The sequence below is a fragment of the Brevundimonas sp. D3-1P genome (assembly GCF_055809335.1).
This window is the reverse complement of sequence record NZ_CM147908.1, coordinates 22328-45189: the sequence shown is the minus strand read 5'-3', so window position 1 is coordinate 45189 and position 22862 is coordinate 22328. Positions and strand designations below refer to the sequence as shown.

Sequence of the window (22862 nt, the reverse complement as noted above, 5' to 3'; positions counted from 1 at the left end):
CGGGGCCTTTGCGAACGCCCGCCCGCGCCTCATATAGGCAGGCGTGAGCACCGTCCAATCCACAGAACCGTCCACACCCGCCTTCACCGTCGCCCAACGCGCGCCGGAAGGCATCGTCCTGGCCGCCAGCGCCGCCAAACGCCTGGCGAAACTGGGCGCGGCCGAGGGCAAGGCGCTGATGCTGCGCGTCGCGGTCGACGGCGGCGGCTGTTCGGGCTTTCAGTACCGGTTCGAACTGGTGGAAACGGCCGAGGACGACGACCTGCGCATCGAACGCGACGGCCAGGCGGCCCTGGTCGACCCCGTCTCCATTCCCTTCCTGAAGAACGCCGAGATCGCCTTCGTCGACGAACTGGCCGGCGCCCAGTTCGTGGTCCGCAACCCGAACGCCGCCTCCAGCTGCGGCTGCGGCGTCAGCTTCTCGATCTGACAGGCAGAGGGCCTTCCCCTCCTCGTCGTCCTCGGCGCAAGGCCGAGGGTGACGGCCGGGTACACTAGGTTGAACGTCATTCCGGGGCGTCCGAAAGACGATCCCGGAACCCAGGAGGCGGGCGTCAGGCCTTGGAGGCGTTGAACAGCGCGACTGTGGCCCTGGGTTCCGGGTTCTTCGCTCCGCTCAGCCCCGGAATGACGCGCCGAGACACCTGTCATGAATGTCGATTGAACCAATCCACCGACCCACCGCTTGCATTTAGTCAATTCCCTAATTAGGGATACGCCTATGAACACCCTGTTCAAGGCCCTGTCGCATCCGGTCCGCCGCCGCATCGTCGCCATGCTGCGCGCGGGTCCGCTGGCGTCCGGCGACATCGCCGCCGCCTTCGACATGAGCTGGCCCACCATCACAGGCCACCTTAACGCCCTGAAGGACGCCGGCCTGGTCAGCCCCGAGCGCGAGGGCCAGACCATCCGCTATCGGCTGGAGATTTCCGCCGTCGAAGAGGCCATGGCCTTTCTGATGGACATCGTTGGAACCGGAGAGGCCGCCCCCGCCCTTTCGCACGCCGCCAAGGCGCCGCGCCGATGAAGGATCGCCTGTCGCTGCTGGATTATCTGACCGTCGCCGTCTTCGCCGTCCAGGCGGGATTCGCCCTGCACGTCGGAGTGAACGGTCCGACCGAAAGGGTTCTGCCCATACATTGGAACGCCGCCTTCGAAATCGACGGATGGGCGTCCGGCCAAGAGTTCGCCGTGCTTCTCGGCGGCATGGCGGTGATTGGTCTGATCTCTGGCGGCGGCATGGGCTTATACGCGATGCGCGCATCCATCGCTGGCGAATCGCCACGCGCCCGCACCCTGCGGATTGGACAGGGCGTGATCGCTTTCACCGTCGCCATCCTGGGCTTGACCATATCCGCTCAGACCTTCGGCGATCTGCCACCCGAAGGGACAGCGAGACTGTCCATGGCCGGCTTGTCGCTGATCCTTCTTGGAACCGGCGCTTTCCTCGGCCGCGTGGCGCCCAACCGGCTCGTCGGGGTGCGCACGCCCTGGAGCTACAAGAGCCGGCTGGCCTGGGACCGATCCAATCGACTGGCGGGACGACTGCTCTTCCTTTTGGGCTTGATCGGGCTGTTCACAGCGCCTTGGACGCCTCAACCGGCGGGAACCCTGTCCCTGATCGCCGCCGCACTTGTCGCCGCCGCTCTATCGACCTTCGAAAGCTGGCGCGTGTGGCGCGCCGATCCGAACCGCCGGCCCCTCTGACCCCGTTCCAAGGACACCGCCCATGCTCAGCCTCGCCGCCGCCCTCGCCGTCCTGGCCGCCTGTCCCGTCTCGACCGAGATCGCCCTGCCCGCCCAGCCTGCGCCGCTGCATGGAACCCTGCTGACGCCGCCGGACGCCTCGGCCGCGGCGGTCATCCTGCCGGGATCGGGTCCGACCGACCGGGATGGGAACAGCCCGATGGGCGTCGCGGCCGGGACCTATCGCCTGATGGCCGAAGGTCTGGCGCAACAGGGGATCGCCACCCTTCGTATCGACAAGCGCGGCATCGCCGCCAGCGCCGCCGCCGGTCCGGCCGAGGCCGATCTGCGGTTCGACGCCTATGTCGCCGACGCCCGCGCCTGGGCCGCCGAGACCGCCTCGCGCGCGGGCCTGCCCTGCGCCTGGCTGATCGGCCATAGCGAAGGCGCCCTTGTCGCGCTGAAGGCGGTTCAAGGCGGCCCGAACGCCGACACAGACAAGATCTGCGGCCTGGTGCTGCTGTCGGGCGCCGGTCGCCCGGCGGGCGCGGTGCTGCGCGAACAGATGGCCGCCGTTCCCGAGCCGATGAAGACCCAGGCCTTCTCGATCCTGACCGAGCTTGAGGCCGGCCGGGCCGTCGCCGATACGCCGCCCGCGCTGGCGGCCCTGTTCCGCCCCTCGGTCCAGCCCTATTTGATCTCGTGGCTGCCGCTGGACCCCGCCGCCCTGATCGCGGCCTACGACGGCCCGGTCTTCATCGGCCAGGGAACCACCGACCTCCAGGTCGGCGTCGCGGACGCCCAAGCCCTGGCCGCCGCCGATCCCAGGGCCACGCTGAAACTCTGGGACGGCGTCAACCACGTCCTGAAGACCGCCCCCGCCGCCCGCGCCGCCAACCTGGCCACCTACGCCGATCCCGCCCTGCCGCTCGCGCCCGGCGTGGCGGAGGATGTGGCGACGTTCATCAAGGCGCACTGACCGGTCCTCCCCGCAGCGCGGGGCAGGATCAGTCCAACGCGCCCCGCGCCTGGTCCGCCAGCGCGAAGAACCTTTCCCTGACCTCGGCCGCGAAGGGGTTGTCGCGTTCGATGGCGCGGAACACCGCCGGGCTGTCGTAGCGGACCATGTCGATCGCCTGCATCAGCCGCTCGAAGCTGGCGGTGGTCATGCGCGTCGGCAGAGGCTCCATCGCCATCAGCACGCGGGCGATCAGGTGGGTCAGGCCCTGGACGACGGCGGCCTCGCGGTCGTGATCCTCGGGGCTGACCTGAAAGACCTTCAGCCCCAGGGCCCGGCGGCAGAAGGCGGCGACGCGGCGGGCGTCCTTTCCGCCCCGCACCTCGCACACGGCGATGCGCAGGCCGGCGATCCCGTCCTTGCCGCTCTGCGGGCCGAACAGGGGGTGGGTTCCGACAATCCGCACGCCGGGCGGCAGCAGTTCGTCCATCAGCCGAGCGGGCTTCACCTTCACCGACCCCACGTCGATCACCAGGGCGTCCGGCGCCAGGTGCGGGCGGATCGCGATCAGCGTCGCCTCCAGCGCCTCGACCGGCACGGCCAGGATCACGACGCGACAGGCGGCGGCGGTCGCCAGATCGGTCAGGGCCGCGAAGCCCTCCCTGTCTGTCGCCGCCGGATCATGCGCCTTGATCTCGAAACAGGGCGACAGATGCCGCGCCGTCAGCCGCCCGAAGGCGCCCAAGCCGATCAGGCCGAGGCGGGGCCTTTCAAATAGGGTCACGCCCACGCCCCCACTCCCGTCATCCTAGGCCTTGTGCCTAGGATCCAGAGACTCCGTCGAAGACGGTGCGCACCACCGACCACCGGGCGTCTGGATCCTCGGGACAAGCCCGAGGATGACGAAAGAGGAGAGAGCCTCACAGCGTCTCCATGAACCGCACCGGCAGCCCGTGAGCCGATCCGATCAGTTCGCCGTCCTGCATCACCACCCGGCCGCGCACGACGGTCGCCATCGGCCAGCCGGTCGCCTCGACGCCGTCGAACGGGGTCCAGCCGCAGCGCGTCGCCTGCTGGTCGTGGGTGATCGTGCGCTTCGCCTTCAGATCGACGATGGTCAGGTCGGCGTCATAGCTGACCGCCATCCGCCCCTTGTTCGCCGTGCCGAACACCCGCTGCGCCCCCGCCGAGGTGAGGTCGATGAACCGTTCCAGCGACAGTCGCCCATTGGCCACGTGCGTCAGCATCAGCGGCACTAGCGTCTGCACCCCCGGCATCCCCGAAGGCGAGGCCGGATAGGGCTTGGCCTTCTCCTCCTTGGTGTGCGGCGCATGGTCGGAGCCCAGCACGTCGGCCACGCCCTGCTGCATCCCCCACAGCCACAGGGCGTCCACGTGTTCCTGCGACCGGATCGGCGGGTTCATCTGGGCGTAGGCGCCCAGCCGCTCATAGGCTTCCGGCGCCACGAGCGTCAGGTGCTGGGGCGTGATCTCGACGGTGGCGACATCCTTGTGGAATCGCAGATATTCCATCTCGTCCTTGGTCGTGACGTGCAGGACGTGGATGCGCGCGCCCGTCTCCTTGGCCAGACCGACCAGACGGCGGGTCGATCGGATGGCGCTCTCGGCGTCGCGCACCTCGGGGTGGCTGGTCCAGTCGCCGGTGCGGGCCAGGCCGCGACGCTCGACCAGCCGGTATTCGTCCTCGGAATGAAAGGTCGCGCGGCGGCGCACGTTGGACAGCACCTTCCTCACCCCCTCGTCGTCGGCGATCAGCAGGTCGCCGGTCGAGGCGCCCATGAAGACCTTGACCCCGCAACAGCCGGGCAGCCGCTCCAGCTCGCCCAGGTAGTCCGCATTCTCATGCGTGCCGCCGATGTAGAAGGCGTGATCGGTCCACATCCGGTCCTTCGCCCGCGCCAGCTTGTCGGCCAGAGTGTCGGGGTCGGTGGTGTTGGGGTTGGTGTTCGGCATCTCGAATACGGCGACGACCCCGCCCAGGGCCGCCGCGCGGCTGCCCGTCTCCAAGTCCTCCTTCCACTCCAGCCCCGGCTCGCGGAAATGGACCTGGGTGTCGATGACGCCCGGCAGGACCGTCAGGCCGGTCGCGTCGAAAGTCTCCCCCGCCGAGGCCTGGCCCAGGTCGCCGATGAAGGCGATCTTGCCGTCGATGACGCCCACATCCGCCAGCCCGCGTCCGGCATGGTTCGCCACCTCCCCGCCGCGCACGATCAGGTCATAGGTCTGGGTCATGGGCGTGTCCTGTGTGACGGGTGGCTGCTTCTAACCTTCCGGTCATCCCCGCGAAAGCGGGGACCCAGTTCTTTCGTTCGCAAGTCCTGTCCGAGATCGGCAGACGGGATGAATATCGACGCCGGGTCGCCCAAAGCGCTGGGTCCCCGCTTTCGCGGGGATGAGCGGAAAAGAGAGGGCCTAACCCCGCACCTTCAACACCCGTATCGCCGCCTTCAGCACCCGTTCCCACGGCAGGTCCATCATGTGCTGGATGGCTTGGTTCAGGCGGGGGTCCAGGGTCTTGAACTCCTGATAGCTGCGCGGCCCGCGAACGGCCTGGCCCTTCCAAGGCCCGCGCGTCGTCTCGTCCGAAGGGCCGAAGACCGCCACCGTCGGAACGCCCGCCGCCACGGCCAGATGGGTCCAGATGGAGTCCGCCCCGACATAGAGCGCCGCCTGCGACAAGGCCGCCGCCGTCTGCAGCCGCGTCAGCCTGCCCTGAAGTTCGATAACCCGCGCGCGCGGCACGGCGTAGCGGATGGTGTGGGCGGCCTCGCGGTCCACCTCCTCGCCCACGATCATCAGCCGCCCGCCCGCCAGCGGCCCGTCGTCGGCCAGCAGCTGGGCCGCCACCTTGGCGTAGCGTTCGGCGGGCCAGCGCTTGCCCATCCATTCCACGCCCGGTCCGACCGCCAGGATCGGCCCCTCTCCGCCCGATGCGGGAAACAGCGCCCTGGCCTCGGCCAGGGTCTGTTCTGAGAAGAACAGGCGCGGCGCCGGCGTCTCTTCCGGCTCCAGCTTCAGCACCGCGGCGGCCGCCTCGACGGCGTGCAGGCCGGGCTGCGCCTTGCCGCGCACCGCCCGCCGCTCGCGCCGCAGCTTGCCCGACAGGTCCGAGCCGCGCATGTCCACGACCAGGCCCCATTTTGTCCCGCGCACCTGGTTCCACAGGGCGATCCATTCGAAATGGCCCTCGCGCTCCAGCACGGTCAGCTTCGACAGGCGCGGCGTGTCGGCGAACAGGGGCGCGCTGGCGGCCGATCCGACGATGGTGAAGGTCGCCTGGGGCAGGCTGTCGACCAGATGCGCCAGCACGCCTGACGACAAGACCGCGTCCTCGGCGTCGGCCTCGGCGATGTAGAGGATGGGGAACCGCCCGATCATGGGCTCATGAACTACAGGGATTCTATCGCAGGTTCAGCGCCAAACGACTGTTTCCACAGGCGGACGTCCTGCGTTACAGCGACGCGCATGAGCCATCTCCCCGACCCCGCCGCGGCCGCCGCCCTGGAACGCTTCAAGGCCCAGCGGGTCACGGCCCTGTATCGGCTGGACCTGATATCGAAGGGCGCGACCATCTCCTACGAGGACGGGACGGCCGTGGACATGGTCTCCGAAAAGGCGCGGCTGGAGGCGGTCGTGGCCGACATGGACCGGCGCATCGCCCGGCTGGAGCGAGCCTTCGACGCAGATCGCCAGGGGTGAGCCTGCCCCTCCTGCCCGACCGGACCTGCGGCGGCTGCGTCGAATGCTGCCGGGTCATTCCGCTGGACCTGCCCGAACTGGCCAAGCCGACGGGCGAACTGTGCGCCTATTGCATCGACGGCGCCGGCTGTTCAGTTCACGAAATCCGGCCGAACGCCTGCCGCGTCTGGTTCTGCCTGTGGCGCGTCATCGAACTGGACGAGCGTTGGCGGCCTGACCGCAGCGGCGTGGTCGTGCGTCCCGACGGGATCGAGGACGGGATCATCACCCTTTATGTCCTGCGCCGCTCGGACTTCCTGGCCTCGACCGACCTATTCGTCACCGTCGCCGGCTGGATCGCAGAGGGAATACAGGTCGCGCTCAGCATCCCCGGCCCGGTCGGAACCTATCCTGCGCGCGCCGTCGTCACCGACTGGCTGCGTCCTGCGGTCGAGGCCGGCGATCCGCAGGACTTCCTGAACCGCGTCGTCTGGTCCCTGGACAAGCTGGCCGAACATGACTTCCAGCCCGACGGCGTCGTGGCGCGCTATGCGGTGGTTTGACGCAAAGGTTCTTCATCCTGGGCCTTGCGCCTAGGATGACGGACGGGGGCAGGCGGCTCGAGGGAAATGCTGCCCGTCCCTTTCTTCCAGCCGTCCCACCCCCATCTAGCCCCCATGCCCATCGCCCGCCTCGACAGCCGCGCCCTGATCGCCGTGACCGGCCCGGAGGCCAGACCCTTTCTGCACAATCTGCTGACCCAGGATGTCGAGACCCTGGGCGGGAACGAACTGCGGTTCGGCGCCCTGCTCTCCCCGCCCGGCCGGCTGCTGTTCGACCTGTTCGTCCTGGGCCAGGCGGACGGCGTGGCGCTGGATGTCGCGGCCGCCCGCCGCGACGCCCTGATCCAGCGGCTGTCGATGTACAGGCTGCGCGCCAAGGTCGAGGTCGCGGCCGACGACCGCCCCGTCTTCGCCGCCTGGCCCGATGCGCCCGACGGCTTCATGATCGATCCGCGCACGCCCCTGATGGGCGGCCGGCGTTATGGCGAGGCGACGCCCGACGCCACCGAGGCCGACTATGACGCCCATCGCCTGTCGGTCGGCGTGCCAGACCCCGCCGCCGACGCCCCCCAGGACAAGACCTATCCGATCGAGGCCGACTTCGACCTGTTGAACGGCATCGACTTCCACAAGGGCTGTTTCGTCGGCCAGGAGACGACCTCGCGCATGAAGCGGCGCGGCGCGATCAAGAACCGGATGCTGCCGCTCGATTTCGACGGCCCGCCCCCCGCCTTCGGCGCCGAGGTGCTGAAGGGCGAACTGCGCGCGGGCGAGGTGCTGTCGGGCCGGGACGGTTCGGTCATGGCCCTGCTGCGGATCGACCGGCTCGACGGCGACCTGACGGTGGACAGCCGCCCGGTGCGCTTGCGCAAGCCCGCCTGGATGGGCGAGGACATTCTCCCTTCCTCCGACGCATGAGACCTCCGCCATGAAGCTCGCCGACCAGATCGTCCTCGTCACCGGCGGCGCGCGCGGCGTGGGCGCCGCCTGCGTCCGCGCCTTCGCCCGCGAAGGCGCCCGCGTCGTCGTCAACTGGCGCGCCAGCGGCGAGGCGGCGAACGCCCTGGCCGCCGAGATCGGCGACCGCGCCGTCGCCCTTCAGGCCGACGTGACCGACCGCGCCGCCGTGGACGCCATGGTCGCCGCCGCACGAGACCGTTTCGACGCCCCCGTGACCACTGTCGTCAACAACGCCCTGGACTACAGCTTCAACGGCGACGCGCGGTCCCAGATGGCCGCCATCGGCTGGGACGAGATGGACCGCCAGTTCTCGACCGTGGTGCGCGGCGCCCTGAATCTGATCCAGGCGACGGCGCCCGGCATGGCCGCCGGCCGGTTCGGCCGCGTGATCAACATCGGCACCAACCTGTTCCAGAATCCGGTCGTGCCCTATCACGACTACACCGCCGCCAAGGCCGCCCTGCTCAGCCTGACCCGCACCGCCGCCGGCGACCTGGGCCCGGACGGGATCACCGTCAACATGGTCTCGGGCGGCCTCTTGCGCACCACCGACGCCAGCGCCGCCACGCCCGAGGCCGTCTTCGACCTGATCGCCGGCATGACCCCGCTACGCAGCGTCACCTCCCCGCAGGAGTTCGCCGACGCCGTCCTGTTCTTCGCCAGCCCTTGGAGCCGTGCGGTGACGGGTCAGAACCTGGTGGTCGACGGCGGCCTAGTTCGGGACTGAAATGACGCCGTGGGCCGGTCGCGCGACGCGCATGTCGCCCGGGGTTCGTCTTGCCGCCGCCCCAGGATGCGATCTGGGGCAAGGGATGGCTCTGTCAGTCCCGCCGCTTTTTGCGGCCCTTGGTCGTCGCCGCGGGCGCATGGGCAAGGCGCAGCAGATTGGCGGCGCCGGGCGCCCCGAACGGCGTGCCCGCCAGGATCAGGATGCGCTGGCCGGGCTGGGCCAGGCCGTATTTGACCGCGCTCTCGACCGCATCGTCGGTGACGGCCTCCAGCGAATCCGGCTGATCGCCCAGGCGCGGCTCCAGTCCCCAGACCAGGGCCAGACGGCGCGCGGTGTTGGGATTGGGCGTCAGCACCAGGATCGGCTTCAACGGCCGTTCGCGGGCCATGCGTCGCGCCGTGCCGCCCAGGGTGGTGAAGACCACCAGACAGCCGGTCGAGGGGGCGTTGGCCGCCATCGCCGCGGCGCCGACCAGGGCGTCCACATCGTGTTCGTCCATGCCGGCATGTTCGGCGCCCATCAGGCTGGGCCACATCGGATCGCGTTCGACCCGCTCGATGATCCGGCTCATGATGCCGACGGATTCCAGCGGATAGTCGCCCGACGCTGTCTCGGCCGACAGCATCAGGGCGTCGGCGCCCTCGTAGACGGCGTTGGCGACATCGGTCGCTTCGGCCCGCGTCGGCGCCGGGGCGCTGGTCATGGATTCCAGCATCTGGGTGGCCACGATCACCGGCACGCCGCGATTGCGGGCCGCGCGGACGATCTCCTTCTGGGCGACCGGCACTTCTTCGGGATCCATCTCCACGCCCAGGTCGCCGCGCGCCACCATGACCCCGTCGCAATAGTCCAGGATGGCTTCCAGGTCGGCCAGGGCGGCCGGCTTCTCGATCTTGGCCAGGCAGGCCGCCTGACCGTTCACGATCCGCTTCAACTCGGCCATGTCCTCGGGCTTCTGCACGAAGCTCAGCGCCACCCAGTCCACACCCATCCGCAGGGCGAAGGCCAGGTCCTCGCGGTCCTTGGACGTCAGGGCCGAGACCGGGATCACCGCCTCGGGCACCGCGACACCCTTGCGGTCCGACAGTTTCGAGCCGCTCTCGACCGTCACATCGGCCCAGTCGTCGGTGCGATCCCCGACGCGCAGGCGCACCCGCCCGTCGTCCAGCAGCAGCAGCATCCCCTTGCGCAGGGCCTTGAAGATTTCCGGGTGCGGCATCTGCACCCGCGACGCATCGCCCGGCGTCGGATCCAGGTCGAAGCGCATCGTGTGGCCCGGTTTGACGGAAATCTCGACATCCTTGAACCGACCGAGCCGCAGCTTGGGCCCCTGCAGGTCGGCCAGCACGCCCAGCGGCCGCTGCAACGCCATCTCGGCCCCGCGCACGGCCTTCAAGGCGGCGGCGTGATCCTCGTGCGAGCCGTGACTGAAGTTCAGGCGAAACACATCGACCCCGGCCTGAGCCAGCGCCTTGACGGTGCTGGGCGCGCGGCTTGCGGGGCCCAGGGTCGCGACGATGCGGGCGCGGCGGGCTCGATTCATGAACGTTTCCTTATTGGCGCTCAGAGGCGATTTGTCCCTTACTGCCCATGAAAATCGTTTCGCGTAAGGCCGCCTTCCCCTCGGGAAACATGAGTTGAGGCTCCCGAAACAGGAGTTTATCGCGCCGGTGTCAAGGCTGTCGCCGGGCAATCCGCCACCGCAAATCCGTTCAGGTCGATGCAGCGGCCTTCGACCGGGGGCGCGGCCACGCCGATGACGTGCGCCAGGGTCGGGGCGATGTCGATCGTGCGGATCGGCAGGAAGCGCTCCTCGGGCTTCGCGCCGGGCCACCAGAAGATGATGGGGACGCGGCGGTCGAATTCGAACGGGGTGCCGTGTCCGCTCAAAGTGCCGCCGACACGGCCGCCGCCGTTGACGTTCTGGGCCAGGGCGAACTGGATGTCGGGCGAACGCTCGGCCACGGTCGACAGGCGCATCCGCTCGCGGATCGTCATCATCTCCGGCTGGCGGCTGTCGGGGATCGGTTCGGCCAGCAGGCGGTCGCGGGTCTCGGCGAAGGCGACGTCGGGCAGTCCGCGCAGCATCTCTACGGCGGCCTCGGCGACCTGGGTCCGCAACGGGTCCGGCAGGGATTTGCGCTCGGCGTCGGCGACCATCAGGCCGCTGCCGCCCGCCTGAAGCGGGTCGGCCGCCAGGTCGAACCGCGTCTTCAGGGCCGTGTTGACCGCCTGGATCGCATCCGTATCCAGACGCCGCGCGTGGGGATAGCCTTGGGCGTGCAGACGCTCCACGAAGTCCGAGCCGCCATGGTCGGCCGTCAGCACCACCAGGACGCCGCCCGGAACCTGGGCCAACTGGTCCAGAAAAGCGCCAAGCGCCACGTCCAGGCGGTGCATCTGTTCGCACATCTCCGGTCCCTGGGTGCCATAGGCATGGCCGATGCGGTCGGTCGCAGACAGGCTGACGCCCAGCATGTCCGTCGCCGTCCCCTGCCCCAGCTTCTGCGTCTCCAGCAGATATTCGGCGGCCTTCAGCGTCTGTTCGTCCAGCAGCGGCGTATTGTCGAACGCCAGCTTGGCGGGCGGCAGCTGCGAATGGAAGGTCTGACCGCGGATGATCCAGTCCCCGGCCAGGGCGCGGCATTCGTCGTTCCGATAGTCCCAAGTCACCGGATTGGCCGCCAGCCAGGCGTTGAAGGCGCGATTGAAGCCGGCGACGGGCGCCAGTTTGCGCTCGGCCGTCTGGCCCGGCTCGACATAGGTCGTCAGTCCGAAGCCGTCGGTGAACCAGAAGGCCTGGCCCTGATGGCCCGCCAGATTGATGGCGCCGCGGTCCTTGCCCGAAACGCCGAACACCTTGCTGTCCGGGCTGACGGCCTTCAGCCAGTCGCCCAGGGTCGTGGCCTGGAGCTGGTCCGTTCCGACCGGTCCGTTGTCCGTGTCGTCGCGGCCGTGGGCCAGGTGGTTGCGCGCGGAGGCCAGGCAATAGACCTCCTTGCCCGTCCTGGCGTCGATCCAGTCGTTCGCCGGAAGGCCGGTCTCGACCGGGTGCATCCCGGTCAGGACGGTGGAGTGGCCGGGGCAGGTCTCGGTCAGACCATGGGTCTGATAGCCGTTGATCGACACCAGCCCCTGGTCGGCCATGCGACGCAGGCCGGCGGTGTAGCGACCGCGATACTGATCGAACAGATTGGCGCTGAACTGGTCGACCACGATGGTCACGATCAGCTTGGGCGGCGCCAGGGGCGCGGCCGACGACGCCGGCTGAACCGAGTTCGGAACCGGTCCCTGAACTCGAGCCTGAGCGACCCCCGCCATCGACAAGGCGCCCAACACCGCCACGGCGGCGCGACGCGACACGGATTTGGCCAGGGACATAGACGACACTCCAACGACAGGCTAGCGGCCTCTAGCGGCTGCGGATTGCATCTGCATGACAGGCGCGAAGACGCGCCCGCCCCTAATGCGATTCCTCGCCGCGCAGGCGCCCGACCTGATGAACGATCAGGACGACCAGCCCGCCGACGATCAGGCCCGCGACAGCCGAGACCGCAGCGGTCGTCAGCCAGCCCGTCACCGCGCCCAGCGGCCCGCTCGCCTGGGCCACGGCGTGGGACAGATGCTCCAGCGGCGCAGCCGGCCAATGCAGGCCCAGCGTATGCGACCCGTGGACCAGGATGCCGCCCCCGACCCACAGCATGGCCGCCGTGCCGATGACCGACAGGGCGCTCATCACCACCGGCATCCCCTTGACCAGGCCGCGCCCCAGGCCACGCACCCCGGCGCTGGGGCGTTCGGCCAGGGCCAGGCCGATGTCGTCCATCTTCACGATCAGGCCGACCGCCCCATAGACGGCCACCGTCATGGCGACCCCGACCACCGCCAGCACCGCCGCCTGGGTCAGGATCGGCTGGGCCGCCACATCGGCCAGGGCGATGGCCATGATCTCGGCCGACAGGATCAGATCGGTTCGCACCGCCCCCGCCACCGTCGTCTTCTCCAGGGCCGCCGCATCGCCGGTCTGGACCCTGTCTTCGCCATGACCGCCGCCGCCAAGGGCCTCCAGCAGCTTCTCGGCGCCCTCGAAGCACAGATAGGTCCCGCCGCACATCAGGATCGGCGTGATGGCCCAAGGCGCGAAGGCGCTCAACAACAGCGCCGCCGGCAGGATGAAGATCAGCTTGTTGCGGAACGACCCCAAGGCGATCTTGCCGATGATCGGCAATTCGCGGCTGGGAGACAGGCCGGCGACATAGCGCGGCGTCACCGCCGCATCGTCCACCACCACCCCCGCCGCCTTGGTCGAGGCCTTGCCGGCGGCGGCCCCGACATCGTCCAGCGAGGCGGCCGCCAGTTTGGCGATGCCGGCGACATCGTCCAGCAGCGCGATCAATCCAGAAGGCATGGTCGGTCAGTCTTCCCGGTAAGGCGGAACGTTGACGCCCTGCGATTTCAGATAGGATTTGATGTTGCGCGCGGCCTGGCGGATGCGTTGCTCGTTCTCGACCAGGGCGATGCGGACGAAGCCCTCGCCGTTCTCGCCATAGCCGACGCCCGCCGCCACCGCGACCTTGGCGTGGGTCAGAAGCTGTTTGGAGAACTCCAGGCTGCCCATATGGGCCAGCGCCGGCGGCAGCGGCGCCCAGGCGAACATGGAGGCGGCGGGTTTGGGAATGTCCCAACCCGCGCGGCCGAAGCTGTCGATCAGCACGTCGCGGCGACGGTGATACAGTTTGCGGTTCTGCTCGACGATGTCCTGCGGTCCGTTCAGCGCCGCGCAGGCGGCCGCCTGGATCGGCGTGAAGGCGCCGTAGTCGAGATAGGACTTCACCCGCGCCATGGCCGCGATCAGCTTCCTGGCGCCGACCGCGAACCCCATGCGCCAGCCCGCCATGCTGTAGGTCTTGGACAGGGAGGTGAATTCGATCGCCACGTCCTTGGCCCCTGGCACCTGCAGGATCGAGACCGTCGGCTTGCCGTCGTAATACAGTTCCGAATAGGCCAGGTCGCTGATGATCCACAGGTCGTTCGACTTGGCGAAGTCCACGACGCGCTCATAGAAGGCCAGGTCCACGGTCTCGGCCGTCGGGTTCGACGGATAGTTCATCACCAGAATCTTGGGCCGGGGCACGGTGAAGGCCATCGCCCGCTCCAGCGCCTGGAAATACTTTTCGTCCGGCGTGGTCGGCACGCTGCGGATCGCGGCCCCGGCGATGATGAAGCCGAAGGTGTGGATCGGATAGGATGGATTGGGCGCCAGGATCACGTCGCCCGGCTCGGTGATGGCGGTGGCCAGGCTCGCCAGGCCTTCCTTGGAGCCCATGGTGACGATCACCTCGGTCTCGGGATCCAGATCGACGCCGAAACGTCGGCCGTAATAGTTGGCCTGAGCGCGGCGCAGGCCGGGAATGCCCCGCGACGCCGAATAGCCGTGAGCGTCGGGCTTGCGCGCGACCTCGATCAGCTTGTCGATCACATGGGGCGGCGGCGGCAGGTCGGGGTTGCCCATCCCCAGGTCGATCACGTCCTCGCCCGCCGCACGTGCGGCCGCTCGCATCGCATTGGTCTCGGCGATGACATAGGGCGGCAACCGCTTCATGCGGTAGAATTCTTCGGACATGACAGGCTCGGCGTTCGGGATGGCGGGCCGACGGATGGCCCAGCCAGCGATTAGCGCGCCTGGCGCCGCCCGCACCAGCATCAAAGGCGGTTTTTTACCCGCGGACCAACGAATCCTGGCGCCCGCGAACGATCCAGGCCTCAGACAACCCGCGCGTGGCGGTTGGCCGCCGGGACGGCCGTCGGATCGAAGGCGGCGCAGACGGCGCGGACGAAGGGCCGGCCCTGGGGGGTGACGCTCAGCCGCCGGCCGTCGACCTCGATCAGGCCGTCCTCGACGAACCGCGCCAGCAGGCTCCAGGCGCCGGCCACGCTGTCGGCCGCGCAGCCCAGGCGCGCGGCGACCTCGGCCACATCGACGGCGAAGTCGCACATCAGCCGCTCGATGATCGCGGCCACGAAGGCGTCATGCGCGCTGAGCGCCACGCCCCGCGCCGTCGGCAGTCCCCCGGCCGACACGGCGGCGCGCCAGTCCCGCTCCTGCGACAGGTTCTGGACATAGCCGTCCGGCGTGCGGCTGATCGAGGAGACGCCCAGGCCGATCAGTACAGGAGCCTGGTCGGTGGTGTAGCCTTGGAAGTTCCGCCGCAGCCGGCCCGCCCGCTGCGCCGCCGCCAGGCCGTCGTGCGGCAGGGCGAAATGATCCAGCCCGATCGCCGTCCATCCCTTGCTGGTCAGATAGCGCGCGGCCGCCTGGCTTTGCAGGAAACGCGCAGGGGCGTCGGGCAGGTCGGCGTCCTTGATCAGCCGTTGGTGCGGCTTCATCCACGGCACGTGCGCATAGCCGAACAGGGCGATCCGTTCGGGCCGCAGGGTCGTGACCAGGCCCAGGGTGGTGACGACGTTCTCCACCGTCTGACGCGGCAGGCCGTACATCAGATCCAGGTTCAGCGAGACCAGTCCCTGCGCCCGCAGCGCCTCGGCCGCCCAGCGGATGGTCTCGAACCGTTCGGGACGATTGACCGCCGCCTGAACGTCCGGCGACAGATCCTGCACCCCCAGGCTGGCGCGGCTCAAGCCGATCCGGCCCGCCGCCTCGACCCATTCCGGCGTCAGCACTTCGGGGTCCAGTTCGGCCGCGATCTCGAAACAGTGGCCCAGGTCGAACCGGGCGGCCAGGCCGGCGAACAGACGCTCCAGGTCGGCCGGCGCCAGCATGTTGGGCGTGCCGCCGCCCAGATGGATCGAGCCGACGCGAACCGGCCGCCCGATCCGCTTCAGGACCAGATCCGCCTCGGCCAGCAGCAGGTCGACATAGCTGGCGATGACGCTTTCGCGGTTCACCGCCCGGGTGTTGCACCCGCAATACCAGCACAGCCGCTTGCAGAAAGGGATGTGAAGATAGAGCGACACCGCCTGATCCAGCGGCGCGCGCGCCAGCCAGCCGCCCCACTGTTCGGCCCCGACGGCGGACGTGAACTGCGCCGCCGTCGGGTAGGAGGTGTAGCGCGGCGCATTGGCGTCGTAGCGGGCGATCAGATCGCCTGAAGACGCGGCGGGCGATGGCGCGACGGGGCTAGAGAGGGACATCGCCCTCTTTCGAGGCGTCGGGCGTGGACAGGCCGGCGTCGCCCTCGTCGAACAGGTGGAACTCGTGCCACAGCCCGTTCAGCACGCCGAAACCGACGGCCAGGCCAAGCCCCAGAATCAGGAAAAATACCACATGGTTCTAATCTCCTAAGGCTCAATACAGGTCGGGGTTGGTCTTCAGCGCCGCCGTCGAGGTCCGTCCCCACAGCACCCGATAGACCCAGGCGGTGTAGATCAGGATCAACGGCAGGAAGACGACCGTGCACAGCAGCATGATGAACAGGGTCAGATGGCTGGACGAGGCGTTCCATACCGTCAGGCTGGACTGCGGATTGACCGAGCTGGGCAGGATGAAGGGGAACATCGACAGACCGACGGTGGAGATGATGCCCACCGTGGACAGGGACGACCCGCCGAAGGCGAGGCCCGCGGACCGACGCCACATTCCGATCAGGCCCATCGCCGCGCCCAGGAAGCCCAGGGCCGGCGCGATCATCATCCAGGGATAGCGGCCGTAGTTGTCCAGCCAGGCGCCGGGCGCGGCCTCGACGGTCGTGCGCAGCGGGTTGGAGAAGCCGTTCACGTCCAGGGCGCCGGTGATCCGGTAGCCCAGGCCGCCGAAAGCGACATACAGGCCGCCGGCCGCGAACAGCACCAGGGCCAGGACGCCGGCGATGGTGCCGAAGGTGCGGGCGCGATCCAGCACCGGCCCGCGTTCGGCCTTGACCGACAGCCAGGCCGCGCCGTGCAGGACCAGCATGGCCACCGACAACAGGCCGGCGATCAGGCTGAAGGGAGTGAACAGGCCCAGCAGGCTGCCGTCATAGAAGGACCGCAGGTCGCCATCCAGGTGGAAGGGCGCGCCCAGGAGGACGTTGCCGACCGCCACGCCGAACACCAGGGCCGGCACGAAGCCGCCGATGAACAGGCACCAGTCCCAGAACGACCGCCATTGGGGCGACGCCCGCTTCGACCGGTATTTGAACGACACCGGCCGCAGGATCAGCGCCGACAACACCAGGAACATGGCCAGGTAGAAGCCCGAGAAGCTGACCGCATAGACGAAGGGCCAGGCGGCGAAGATGGCGCCGCCGCCCAGGATGAACCACACCTGGTTGCCTTCCCAGGTGGCGCCGACGGTGTTGATCACCATGCGGCGCTCCTCGTCGGTCTTGGCGACGAAGGGCAGAAGGGCGCCGACGCCCAGGTCGAAACCATCGGTCAGGGCGAAGGCGATCAGAAGCACGCCCAGCAGCGCCCACCAGATCAGGCGAAGCGTGGCGAAGTCGAGGGGAAGATCCATTGTCGGATGTCCTAAAGGTCTTGTGTCAGGCCACGGCGGGCGCGGGAGCGCGCTCGGCCGGCGCTTCGGGGCTGGGTTCGCCGAACGTCTCCTGTTCGTGGAACGGCCCCTTCTTGATGGCGAACAGCATCAGCCGCACCTCGACCACCGCCAGGGCGCCGTAGAGCAGGGTGAAGCCGACGATGGTGGCCCACAGCTGCGGCACGGTCAGGGACGATGCGCCAAGGAAGGTGGGCAGCACGCCTTCCACCGCCCAGGGCTGGCGTCCGACCTCGGCCAGTATCCAGCCGAATTCGGCCGCGATCCACGGAAGCGGCATGGCCAGCACGGCCAGGCGCAGGAACCAGCGCGTGTGATGTTTACGCAGGGTGCACAGGACGAAGGCGGTGGCGAACAGGGCGATCATGGCGAAACCGACGCCGGCCATGATGCGGAACGACCAGAACAGCAGCGGAACGTTCGGCACCGTCTCCCACGCCGCCTGCTGGATCAGCGCAGGCGTGGCCTGGCGCGGGTCGGCGACGTGGCGCTTCAGCAGCATGGCGTAGCCCAGGTCGCGACGGTGCGTCTCGAACACGCCGCGCGCGGCCATGTCCTGCGGGTTGGCCTTGACCTTCTCCAGGGCGTCATAGGCGATCACGCCGGATTCGATGCGATCCTGGGCCGTGGCCACCAGTTCGAAGATGCCCTCCACCGGCTTGTCGATGGTGCGCGTCGCGATCAGGCCCATGACCCATGGCACATGGACGCCGAAGTAGGTCTCGCGGTCCTTCATCGAGGGTATGCCGACCAGGGTCAGACCGGCCGGGGCCGGCTCGGTGTGCCACATGGCCTCCAGGGCGGCCAGCTTCATCTTCTGGTTGTCGGTCAGGGCGTAGCCCGACTGGTCGCCCAGAACGACGGCGGACAGGGACGCCGCCAGGCCGAAGGCCGAGGCCACCGTCATCGACCGCTTGGCGAAGCCGACATGCTTGCCGCGCAGCATATAGAAGGCCGAAACCCCCAGGACGAAGACGGAGGCGATCACGTAACCGGCCGAGACCGTGTGGACGAACTTGGCCTGGGCCACCGGGTTGAACAGCACGGCCATGAAGTCCGTCACCTCCATCCGCATGGTGTCGGGATTGAAGGCGGAGCCCACGGGGTTCTGCATCCAGCCGTTGGCGATCAGGATCCATAGGGCCGACAGATTGGTGCCCAGCGCCACCATGAAGGTGACGAACAGGTGGGCGTGCGGCTTCAGCTTGTCCCAGCCGAAGAACATCAGCCCGACGAAGGTCGCCTCCAGGAAGAAGGCCATCAGCCCTTCGATGGCCAGCGGCGCGCCGAAGATGTCGCCGACATAGTGGCTGTAGTAGCTCCAGTTCATGCCGAACTGGAACTCCATGGTGATGCCGGTCGCGACGCCCAACACGAAGTTGATGCCGAACAGCACGCCCCAGAAACGGGTGATCGTCCGCCAGATCGGCCGCCGGGTCATCACATAGATCGACTCCATGATGACCAGCATGAACGACAGCCCCAGGGTCAGGGGCACGAATAGAAAGTGATAAAGGGCCGTCAGCGCAAACTGCAGCCGGGACAGGTCGACGACCGCGAGGTCGATCATGGCTTTGCTCCGTCACGCCAGCCCGGTCGCCGGCGTTTCCACCGCCCTAGAAGGCCGCCAGACGGGTCGCCTTGATCTCGATCAAAGCGAACTCTGACGCAGGACCCTAGTGGACTATTCGTCCTTGGACACTTCGTCCAACGACGTTTTGTTGAGTAGCGTGCGGCGATGGCGTGTGCTGGAGTTTGTCGATGACCGCCATTTCGCCCGATGCCGTCGCGCCGGCCGCCTGGCTGAAAGCCGCCGGCCGGCCCTGGCGTCGCCTGGCGACGGCGGCGGGGCTGCTGACCGTGGCGGACGTGGTTCCCGCTATCGGTTTCGCCGCCGGCCTGGCCCTGGCGATTTCGAACTTCCAGCACGGCCTGATCGCAGCCGCCCCCTGGCTGGCGCTGGCCGTTCTCAGCCTGGTCTCGCGCGCCATGATCGGCCAGGCCGCCGTCGTCGTGGGCGCACGGCTGGGACGGGCGGTCAAGACCGAGGTGCGCGGCCGGCTTCTGGCCGATCTGTTCGGCCGGGGCTTGCGGTCGAACGATCGCCTGACCGCCCTGGTCGAAGGGACCGGCGCGCTGGACGGCTACTACGCCCGGTTCGCTCCCTTGCGCCTGGCCGCCGCCCTGTCGCCCCTGCTGCTGATCGCGGCTGCGGCCGTGGCCAGCCCCGTGGCGGCGGGCGTGCTGTTGTTCACCCTGTTTCCCTTCATCGTCGGCATGGCCCTGGCCGGGACAGCCGCAGCGGGCGAGAGCCGTCGCCAGTTTCAGGCGCTGGAGCGGCTGTCGGGCCTGTTCATCGACCGGGTGCGCACCCTGCCCGCCATCCTGGCCTTCGATGCGGTCGGCCGCACGACCGACCAGATCGCCCAGGCGTCGAACGAATTGGAACGCCGCACCGCGCGGGTGATGCGGATCGCCTTCCTGTCGTCGGGAGTGCTGGAGTTCTTCTCGGCCCTGTCGGTGGCCCTGATCGCGGTCTATTGCGGGTTCAACCTGCTGCGGCTGTTGCCCTTCCCCGTGCCGGAGGCGCTGGACCTGCCGCGCGCCTTCTTCGTCCTGGCCCTGGCGCCGGAGGTCTATCAGCCGCTGCGCCGGCTGGCCGCGGCCTATCACGACCGCCAGGCCGCGGAGGCCGCCGCGCCTTCGCTGGTCACGCCCGCCCCGGTCGAACGGCCGCGCGCGCCGCTGGGCGACCTGGCGCCGGCCATCCGCTTCCGGGACGTGTCCGTCGCCTATGACGGCCGCACGCCGGTCATTCGAAACTTCGACTTGGACGTCGCGCCCGGCCAGATCGTCGCCCTGACGGGGGCCAGCGGGGCGGGCAAGTCCAGCCTGCTGCACCTGCTGTTGGGCCTTGCGCCCCTGAGCGGGGGCGAAGTCGAGATCGGCGCAGCGAAACTGGGCGTGGACGGCGATGTCGCCGGCCGCATCGCCTGGGCCAGCCAGCAGCCCATCGTCGTGCCGGGCGACCTGGCCCGCAACATAGCCCTGGCCGATCCCGCCAGTTGTCCGGGCCGGGTGGCCCTGGCGGCGCGCACGGCCGGCCTGACGGGCGACCTGGATCGTCGGATCGACGAGCGTGGCGGCGGCCTGTCGGGCGGCGAACGGCGGCGTCTGGGCTTGGCCCGCGCGCTGCTGAAACGCGCGCCCATCCTGCTGCTGGACGAACCGACGGCCAATCTGGATCCGGCCTCCGAACAGGCGATGATCGCCGTCATCGCCCGGGCGGCGCGCGGCCGCACCACGCTGATCGCCACCCACTCCCCGGCCGTCGCGGCCCTGGCCGACCGGGTGGTGCAGCTATGAGCCGGACGATTCGGTCCGGGGGACGGATCGGCGGACTGATCGCCGCCCAGACGCAGGAACAGCGCGCCCGCCTTCGGCTGGCGGCCGCCGCAGGCGCCGTGGTCACGGTGGCGGCCGTCTGCCTGTTGGGCCTGTCGGGCTGGTTCATCACCGGGGCCGCCTTCGCCGGGGCGGCGGGGGCGGCGGCGGCCCAGAGCTTCAACTACATGATGCCCAGCGCCATCATCCGCCTGTTGGCCATCCTGCGCACCGGAGGCCGATATGTCGAACGGGTCGCCGGGCACGAAGCGGCGCTGAAGGCTCTGGCCCGGCTTCGCCCGCAACTGTTCCGCGCTATCGCCGACGGTCCGCCAGAAACCGCCCTTGGCCTGTCGTCCGGCGAGATGTCCGCCCGGCTGGTGCAGGATGTCGATGCGATCCAGACCCTGTTCGTGCGTCGCTCCGTCCCCGTCAGCCTGGGCGCAGGGGCCGTCGCCGCCATCGCCCTGGCCAGCTTGGCGACGCCGCTGGCCGGCCTGGCCCTGTTGCTGTCGATGGCGTCGGCCTGCATCGGCGGCGTCGTGATCGCCCGACGCCTGGCCGAACCGGCGGGACGCGCGGCCCAAATGGCGGTCGGGGCGCTGAAGGACCGGCTGGCCGCCCTGGAGGCCGTCACGCCCGAGCTCAAGGCCTATGGGCTGGAGCGCTGGGCCGTGGAGCAGGCGGCGACGGCGGCGGCCGACCACGACCGGGCCCAGATCGCCCTGACCGAGGCCGCCGGCTGGATGGCCGCCTGGCAGGCCGTGGCGGTCGCGGTCGCGGTCGCCCTGGTCGTGCCGGCCAGCGCCGGGGCCGCCCTGCCGCTGACGGCCCTGGCCGCCCTGGCCGCCATCATGGGGATCGAGGCCGCCGGCGGCCTGGTCGCCGCCCTGCATCAGAACGGCGCCGCCGCCCAGGCCCTGGCTCGGCTGGATGCGGCCCTGCCCGACGTGGCGACCGAATACCCCCGCAAGCCACAGGACGACGCCGTGGCGCTGATCGGCGCAGGCGATCCGCTGTCGCCGCCCGCGCGTCTGGGCCTGTTCGGCCCGTCGGGAGTCGGCAAGACGACCCTGGTCGAACGGCTGATCGGTCTGCGCCCCGCCCTGGCGGACGAGATGCGGATCGGCGGCGTCGACATCGCCGACATCGCGCCCCGCGATCGCCGCGCCCTGTTCGCCTATGCGGCCCAGGACGTGCGGCTGCTGGACGGTTCGGTGCGCGACAACCTGCGTCTGGCTGGCCCGGCCGATGCGGCGGCGATGTGGCGCGCCCTGGACGATGCCGGCCTGGCTGCACGAATCATGGCCGAGCCCCTGGGTCTGGATGCGCCCGTAGGATCGAACGGGGAACGGCTGTCGGGCGGAGAGCGCCGCCGGCTGAACCTGGCCCGGGCCTATCTGCGCGACGCCCCCTGGCTGGTGCTGGACGAACCGACCGAGGGACTGGACGCCGCGACCGAAGCCCATGTCTTGGCCGCGCTGGACAGGCGGCTGGCCGAACGCGGCCAAGGCCTGATCCTGATCAGCCACCGCACGCCGCCCATGGCTCTCTGTCCCCGCACGATCCGCATCGAGGGCTTGGCGGAAGACGGCCGGATCCGTCTGGCCTCGGAGCGGCGGAACGCCGCCTAAACCTCGCCGTCGGCCAGTTCCTGCAGCCGGTCGGGGCGTTCCACCTCGATCTCGTGCAGCGACAGGGCCTGGATCACCTGGGCGTTCTTCAGCTTGGTCAGTTCGCGGCTGACCGTCTCGATGGTCAGGCCCAGATAGTCCGCCATTTCCGCCCGCGTCATCGGCAGGCGCACCCGGTTGTCGCGCGACGGCCGCATCGGATCGCGCGCCGGAAGGTCCAGCAGGAAGGAGGCCAGTCGTTCCCTGGCCGTCTTGCGGCCCAGCAGCAGCATCTGTTTCTGCGCCGCCGCCAGTTCATGCATCGCCCGCTCCAGCAGCGCCGCCTCCAGCACCGGTCGCGCGCGGACGACCGCCTGATAGTCGGTTTTGCGGAACCGGCACACGGTGGTCGGCTCGATCGCCTCCGCCGAGAAGCCGTAATCCTTGCCCGACGCCAGGCCGATGAAGTCGCCCGCGAACAGGAAGCCGATGATCTGCCGCCGTCCGTCGGCCAGCAGCTTGTAGAGCCGCACCGAGCCGGAGGTGATGTTGAACACGCTGTTGGCCGGGTCGCCTTCGCGCGCCAGAACCGCATCGGCCTGGAGCGACACCTGCTCGGCGATGGCGTCCAGCACCGCCATGTCCTCAGGATTCAAGCTGGCGCAGACGCTGAACGGCCGCGCGCCGCAGGCGTCGCAGACCGTGCTCTGGCGCCGCTCCAGGCATGCGTTCGACAGGGATCGGAATTCCAACATCAGGCCTCGCGTTCGCCGGAA

21 protein-coding genes and 1 pseudogene are annotated in these 22862 nt (G+C 69.3%); 10 read left to right on the top strand and 12 right to left on the bottom strand.

What is annotated here, in order from left to right:
- The first annotated feature begins 43 nt into the window (after window positions 1-43).
- From erpA to AC0L6G_RS00185, 4 genes are all read left to right on the top strand, one after another.
- Entirely contained in the window at window positions 44-430 is a 387-nt protein-coding gene (gene erpA, locus AC0L6G_RS00200; RefSeq protein WP_293828588.1) for an iron-sulfur cluster insertion protein ErpA, read from the top strand.
- Between the two features lie 291 nt (window positions 431-721).
- On the top strand, window positions 722-1027 hold the full coding sequence (locus AC0L6G_RS00195; RefSeq protein ID WP_291536112.1) for a metalloregulator ArsR/SmtB family transcription factor: 306 nt from the start codon (window positions 722-724) through the stop codon (window positions 1025-1027).
- The gene (locus AC0L6G_RS00190; protein ID WP_293828590.1) at window positions 1024-1707 is read left to right on the top strand and encodes an SdpI family protein; all 684 of its coding nucleotides are present in this window, start codon (window positions 1024-1026) and stop codon (window positions 1705-1707) included. The genes AC0L6G_RS00195 and AC0L6G_RS00190 overlap by 4 nt, the downstream gene beginning before the upstream one ends.
- 22 nt (window positions 1708-1729) lie before the next feature.
- Complete coding sequence (locus AC0L6G_RS00185; protein ID WP_473252695.1) at window positions 1730-2665, top strand: alpha/beta hydrolase; 936 nt, start codon at window positions 1730-1732, stop codon at window positions 2663-2665.
- Between the two features lie 28 nt (window positions 2666-2693).
- Here AC0L6G_RS00185 and AC0L6G_RS00180 read toward each other — a convergent pair whose 3' ends face one another.
- The 3 genes from AC0L6G_RS00180 to AC0L6G_RS00170 form a co-directional block, all read right to left on the bottom strand.
- Window positions 2694-3428: a prephenate dehydrogenase/arogenate dehydrogenase family protein gene (locus AC0L6G_RS00180; RefSeq protein ID WP_473252694.1), complete on the bottom strand. Its 735-nt coding sequence runs from the start codon at window positions 3426-3428 to the stop codon at window positions 2694-2696.
- Between the two features lie 136 nt (window positions 3429-3564).
- On the bottom strand, window positions 3565-4896 hold the full coding sequence (locus AC0L6G_RS00175; RefSeq protein WP_473252693.1) for a dihydroorotase: 1332 nt from the start codon (window positions 4894-4896) through the stop codon (window positions 3565-3567).
- A 180-nt stretch (window positions 4897-5076) separates the two neighbouring features.
- On the bottom strand, window positions 5077-6042 hold the full coding sequence (locus tag AC0L6G_RS00170) for a glycosyltransferase family 9 protein (RefSeq protein ID WP_473252692.1): 966 nt from the start codon (window positions 6040-6042) through the stop codon (window positions 5077-5079).
- Between the two features lie 87 nt (window positions 6043-6129).
- Here AC0L6G_RS00170 and AC0L6G_RS00165 point away from each other — a divergent pair, with 87 nt between their 5' ends.
- The 4 genes from AC0L6G_RS00165 to AC0L6G_RS00150 all read left to right on the top strand — a co-directional run bounded on the left by AC0L6G_RS00165 (window position 6130) and on the right by AC0L6G_RS00150 (window position 8592).
- On the top strand, window positions 6130-6363 hold the full coding sequence (locus tag AC0L6G_RS00165) for a hypothetical protein (protein ID WP_473252691.1): 234 nt from the start codon (window positions 6130-6132) through the stop codon (window positions 6361-6363).
- On the top strand, window positions 6360-6905 hold the full coding sequence (locus AC0L6G_RS00160; protein WP_473252690.1) for a hypothetical protein: 546 nt from the start codon (window positions 6360-6362) through the stop codon (window positions 6903-6905). Before AC0L6G_RS00165 ends, AC0L6G_RS00160 begins: the two co-directional genes overlap by 4 nt.
- A gap of 114 nt (window positions 6906-7019) precedes the next feature.
- The gene (gene ygfZ, locus AC0L6G_RS00155; protein ID WP_473253199.1) at window positions 7020-7823 is read left to right on the top strand and encodes a CAF17-like 4Fe-4S cluster assembly/insertion protein YgfZ; all 804 of its coding nucleotides are present in this window, start codon (window positions 7020-7022) and stop codon (window positions 7821-7823) included.
- Window positions 7824-7833: 10 nt separating this feature from the next.
- A complete protein-coding gene (locus tag AC0L6G_RS00150) occupies window positions 7834-8592 on the top strand; it encodes a 3-oxoacyl-ACP reductase (RefSeq protein ID WP_473252689.1) in 759 nt (252 codons plus the stop codon).
- Between the two features lie 94 nt (window positions 8593-8686).
- On the opposite strand, the gene pyk is transcribed toward AC0L6G_RS00150, so the two are convergent.
- The 8 genes and pseudogenes from pyk to AC0L6G_RS00110 form a co-directional block, all read right to left on the bottom strand.
- A complete protein-coding gene (gene pyk, locus AC0L6G_RS00145) occupies window positions 8687-10138 on the bottom strand; it encodes a pyruvate kinase (protein WP_293828359.1) in 1452 nt (483 codons plus the stop codon).
- Between the two features lie 116 nt (window positions 10139-10254).
- The gene (locus AC0L6G_RS00140) at window positions 10255-11976 is read right to left on the bottom strand and encodes an alkaline phosphatase family protein (protein ID WP_293828358.1); all 1722 of its coding nucleotides are present in this window, start codon (window positions 11974-11976) and stop codon (window positions 10255-10257) included.
- Window positions 11977-12058: 82 nt separating this feature from the next.
- On the bottom strand, window positions 12059-13003 hold the full coding sequence (locus tag AC0L6G_RS00135) for a DUF808 domain-containing protein (protein ID WP_293828356.1): 945 nt from the start codon (window positions 13001-13003) through the stop codon (window positions 12059-12061).
- Between the two features lie 6 nt (window positions 13004-13009).
- Window positions 13010-14218: an LL-diaminopimelate aminotransferase gene (locus AC0L6G_RS00130; RefSeq protein WP_293828354.1), complete on the bottom strand. Its 1209-nt coding sequence runs from the start codon at window positions 14216-14218 to the stop codon at window positions 13010-13012.
- Between the two features lie 140 nt (window positions 14219-14358).
- Window positions 14359-15747, bottom strand: a complete 1389-nt coding sequence (hemN, locus tag AC0L6G_RS00125) for an oxygen-independent coproporphyrinogen III oxidase (RefSeq protein WP_293828352.1) — start codon at window positions 15745-15747, stop codon at window positions 14359-14361.
- Window positions 15734-15882: pseudogene (cydX, locus tag AC0L6G_RS00120) on the bottom strand (cytochrome bd-I oxidase subunit CydX). Before cydX ends, hemN begins: the two are co-directional and overlap by 14 nt.
- Window positions 15883-15901: 19 nt before the next feature.
- Complete coding sequence (gene cydB, locus AC0L6G_RS00115; protein WP_293828347.1) at window positions 15902-17050, bottom strand: cytochrome d ubiquinol oxidase subunit II; 1149 nt, start codon at window positions 17048-17050, stop codon at window positions 15902-15904.
- Window positions 17051-17075: 25 nt separating this feature from the next.
- A complete protein-coding gene (locus AC0L6G_RS00110) occupies window positions 17076-18656 on the bottom strand; it encodes a cytochrome ubiquinol oxidase subunit I (RefSeq protein WP_293828361.1) in 1581 nt (526 codons plus the stop codon).
- A 194-nt stretch (window positions 18657-18850) separates the two neighbouring features.
- On the opposite strand from AC0L6G_RS00110, the gene cydD reads away from it, so the two are divergent.
- Window positions 18851-20455: a thiol reductant ABC exporter subunit CydD gene (gene cydD, locus AC0L6G_RS00105; RefSeq protein WP_293828345.1), complete on the top strand. Its 1605-nt coding sequence runs from the start codon at window positions 18851-18853 to the stop codon at window positions 20453-20455.
- On the top strand, window positions 20452-22107 hold the full coding sequence (locus AC0L6G_RS00100) for an amino acid ABC transporter ATP-binding/permease protein (RefSeq protein WP_473252688.1): 1656 nt from the start codon (window positions 20452-20454) through the stop codon (window positions 22105-22107). The genes cydD and AC0L6G_RS00100 overlap by 4 nt, the downstream gene beginning before the upstream one ends.
- On the opposite strand, the gene AC0L6G_RS00095 is transcribed toward AC0L6G_RS00100, so the two are convergent.
- Window positions 22104-22841 (bottom strand): Crp/Fnr family transcriptional regulator, encoded by a 738-nt coding sequence (locus AC0L6G_RS00095; RefSeq protein WP_293828726.1) that lies wholly within the window; start codon window positions 22839-22841, stop codon window positions 22104-22106. The two genes, AC0L6G_RS00100 and AC0L6G_RS00095, sit on opposite strands and share 4 nt — an antisense overlap.
- Between the last annotated feature and the right edge of the window lie 21 nt (window positions 22842-22862).

What these genes read in the sequence shown, in the direction of transcription:
- AC0L6G_RS00150 (WP_473252689.1), top strand. Translation starts at nt 7,834, where the DNA reads ATGAAGCTCGCCGACCAGATCGTCCTCGTCACCGGCGGCGCGCGCGGC.
- cydB (WP_293828347.1), bottom strand. Translation starts at nt 17,050, where the DNA reads ATGGATCTTCCCCTCGACTTCGCCACGCTTCGCCTGATCTGGTGGGCG.
- cydD (WP_293828345.1), top strand. Translation starts at nt 18,851, where the DNA reads ATGACCGCCATTTCGCCCGATGCCGTCGCGCCGGCCGCCTGGCTGAAA.
- ygfZ (WP_473253199.1), top strand. Translation starts at nt 7,020, where the DNA reads ATGCCCATCGCCCGCCTCGACAGCCGCGCCCTGATCGCCGTGACCGGC.
- AC0L6G_RS00190 (WP_293828590.1), top strand. Translation starts at nt 1,024, where the DNA reads ATGAAGGATCGCCTGTCGCTGCTGGATTATCTGACCGTCGCCGTCTTC.
- AC0L6G_RS00100 (WP_473252688.1), top strand. Translation starts at nt 20,452, where the DNA reads ATGAGCCGGACGATTCGGTCCGGGGGACGGATCGGCGGACTGATCGCC.
- AC0L6G_RS00140 (WP_293828358.1), bottom strand. Translation starts at nt 11,976, where the DNA reads ATGTCCCTGGCCAAATCCGTGTCGCGTCGCGCCGCCGTGGCGGTGTTG.
- AC0L6G_RS00195 (WP_291536112.1), top strand. Translation starts at nt 722, where the DNA reads ATGAACACCCTGTTCAAGGCCCTGTCGCATCCGGTCCGCCGCCGCATC.
- hemN (WP_293828352.1), bottom strand. Translation starts at nt 15,747, where the DNA reads ATGTCCCTCTCTAGCCCCGTCGCGCCATCGCCCGCCGCGTCTTCAGGC.
- AC0L6G_RS00095 (WP_293828726.1), bottom strand. Translation starts at nt 22,841, where the DNA reads ATGTTGGAATTCCGATCCCTGTCGAACGCATGCCTGGAGCGGCGCCAG.
- AC0L6G_RS00170 (WP_473252692.1), bottom strand. Translation starts at nt 6,042, where the DNA reads ATGATCGGGCGGTTCCCCATCCTCTACATCGCCGAGGCCGACGCCGAG.
- AC0L6G_RS00135 (WP_293828356.1), bottom strand. Translation starts at nt 13,003, where the DNA reads ATGCCTTCTGGATTGATCGCGCTGCTGGACGATGTCGCCGGCATCGCC.
- AC0L6G_RS00185 (WP_473252695.1), top strand. Translation starts at nt 1,730, where the DNA reads ATGCTCAGCCTCGCCGCCGCCCTCGCCGTCCTGGCCGCCTGTCCCGTC.
- pyk (WP_293828359.1), bottom strand. Translation starts at nt 10,138, where the DNA reads ATGAATCGAGCCCGCCGCGCCCGCATCGTCGCGACCCTGGGCCCCGCA.
- AC0L6G_RS00165 (WP_473252691.1), top strand. Translation starts at nt 6,130, where the DNA reads ATGAGCCATCTCCCCGACCCCGCCGCGGCCGCCGCCCTGGAACGCTTC.
- AC0L6G_RS00175 (WP_473252693.1), bottom strand. Translation starts at nt 4,896, where the DNA reads ATGACCCAGACCTATGACCTGATCGTGCGCGGCGGGGAGGTGGCGAAC.
- AC0L6G_RS00130 (WP_293828354.1), bottom strand. Translation starts at nt 14,218, where the DNA reads ATGTCCGAAGAATTCTACCGCATGAAGCGGTTGCCGCCCTATGTCATC.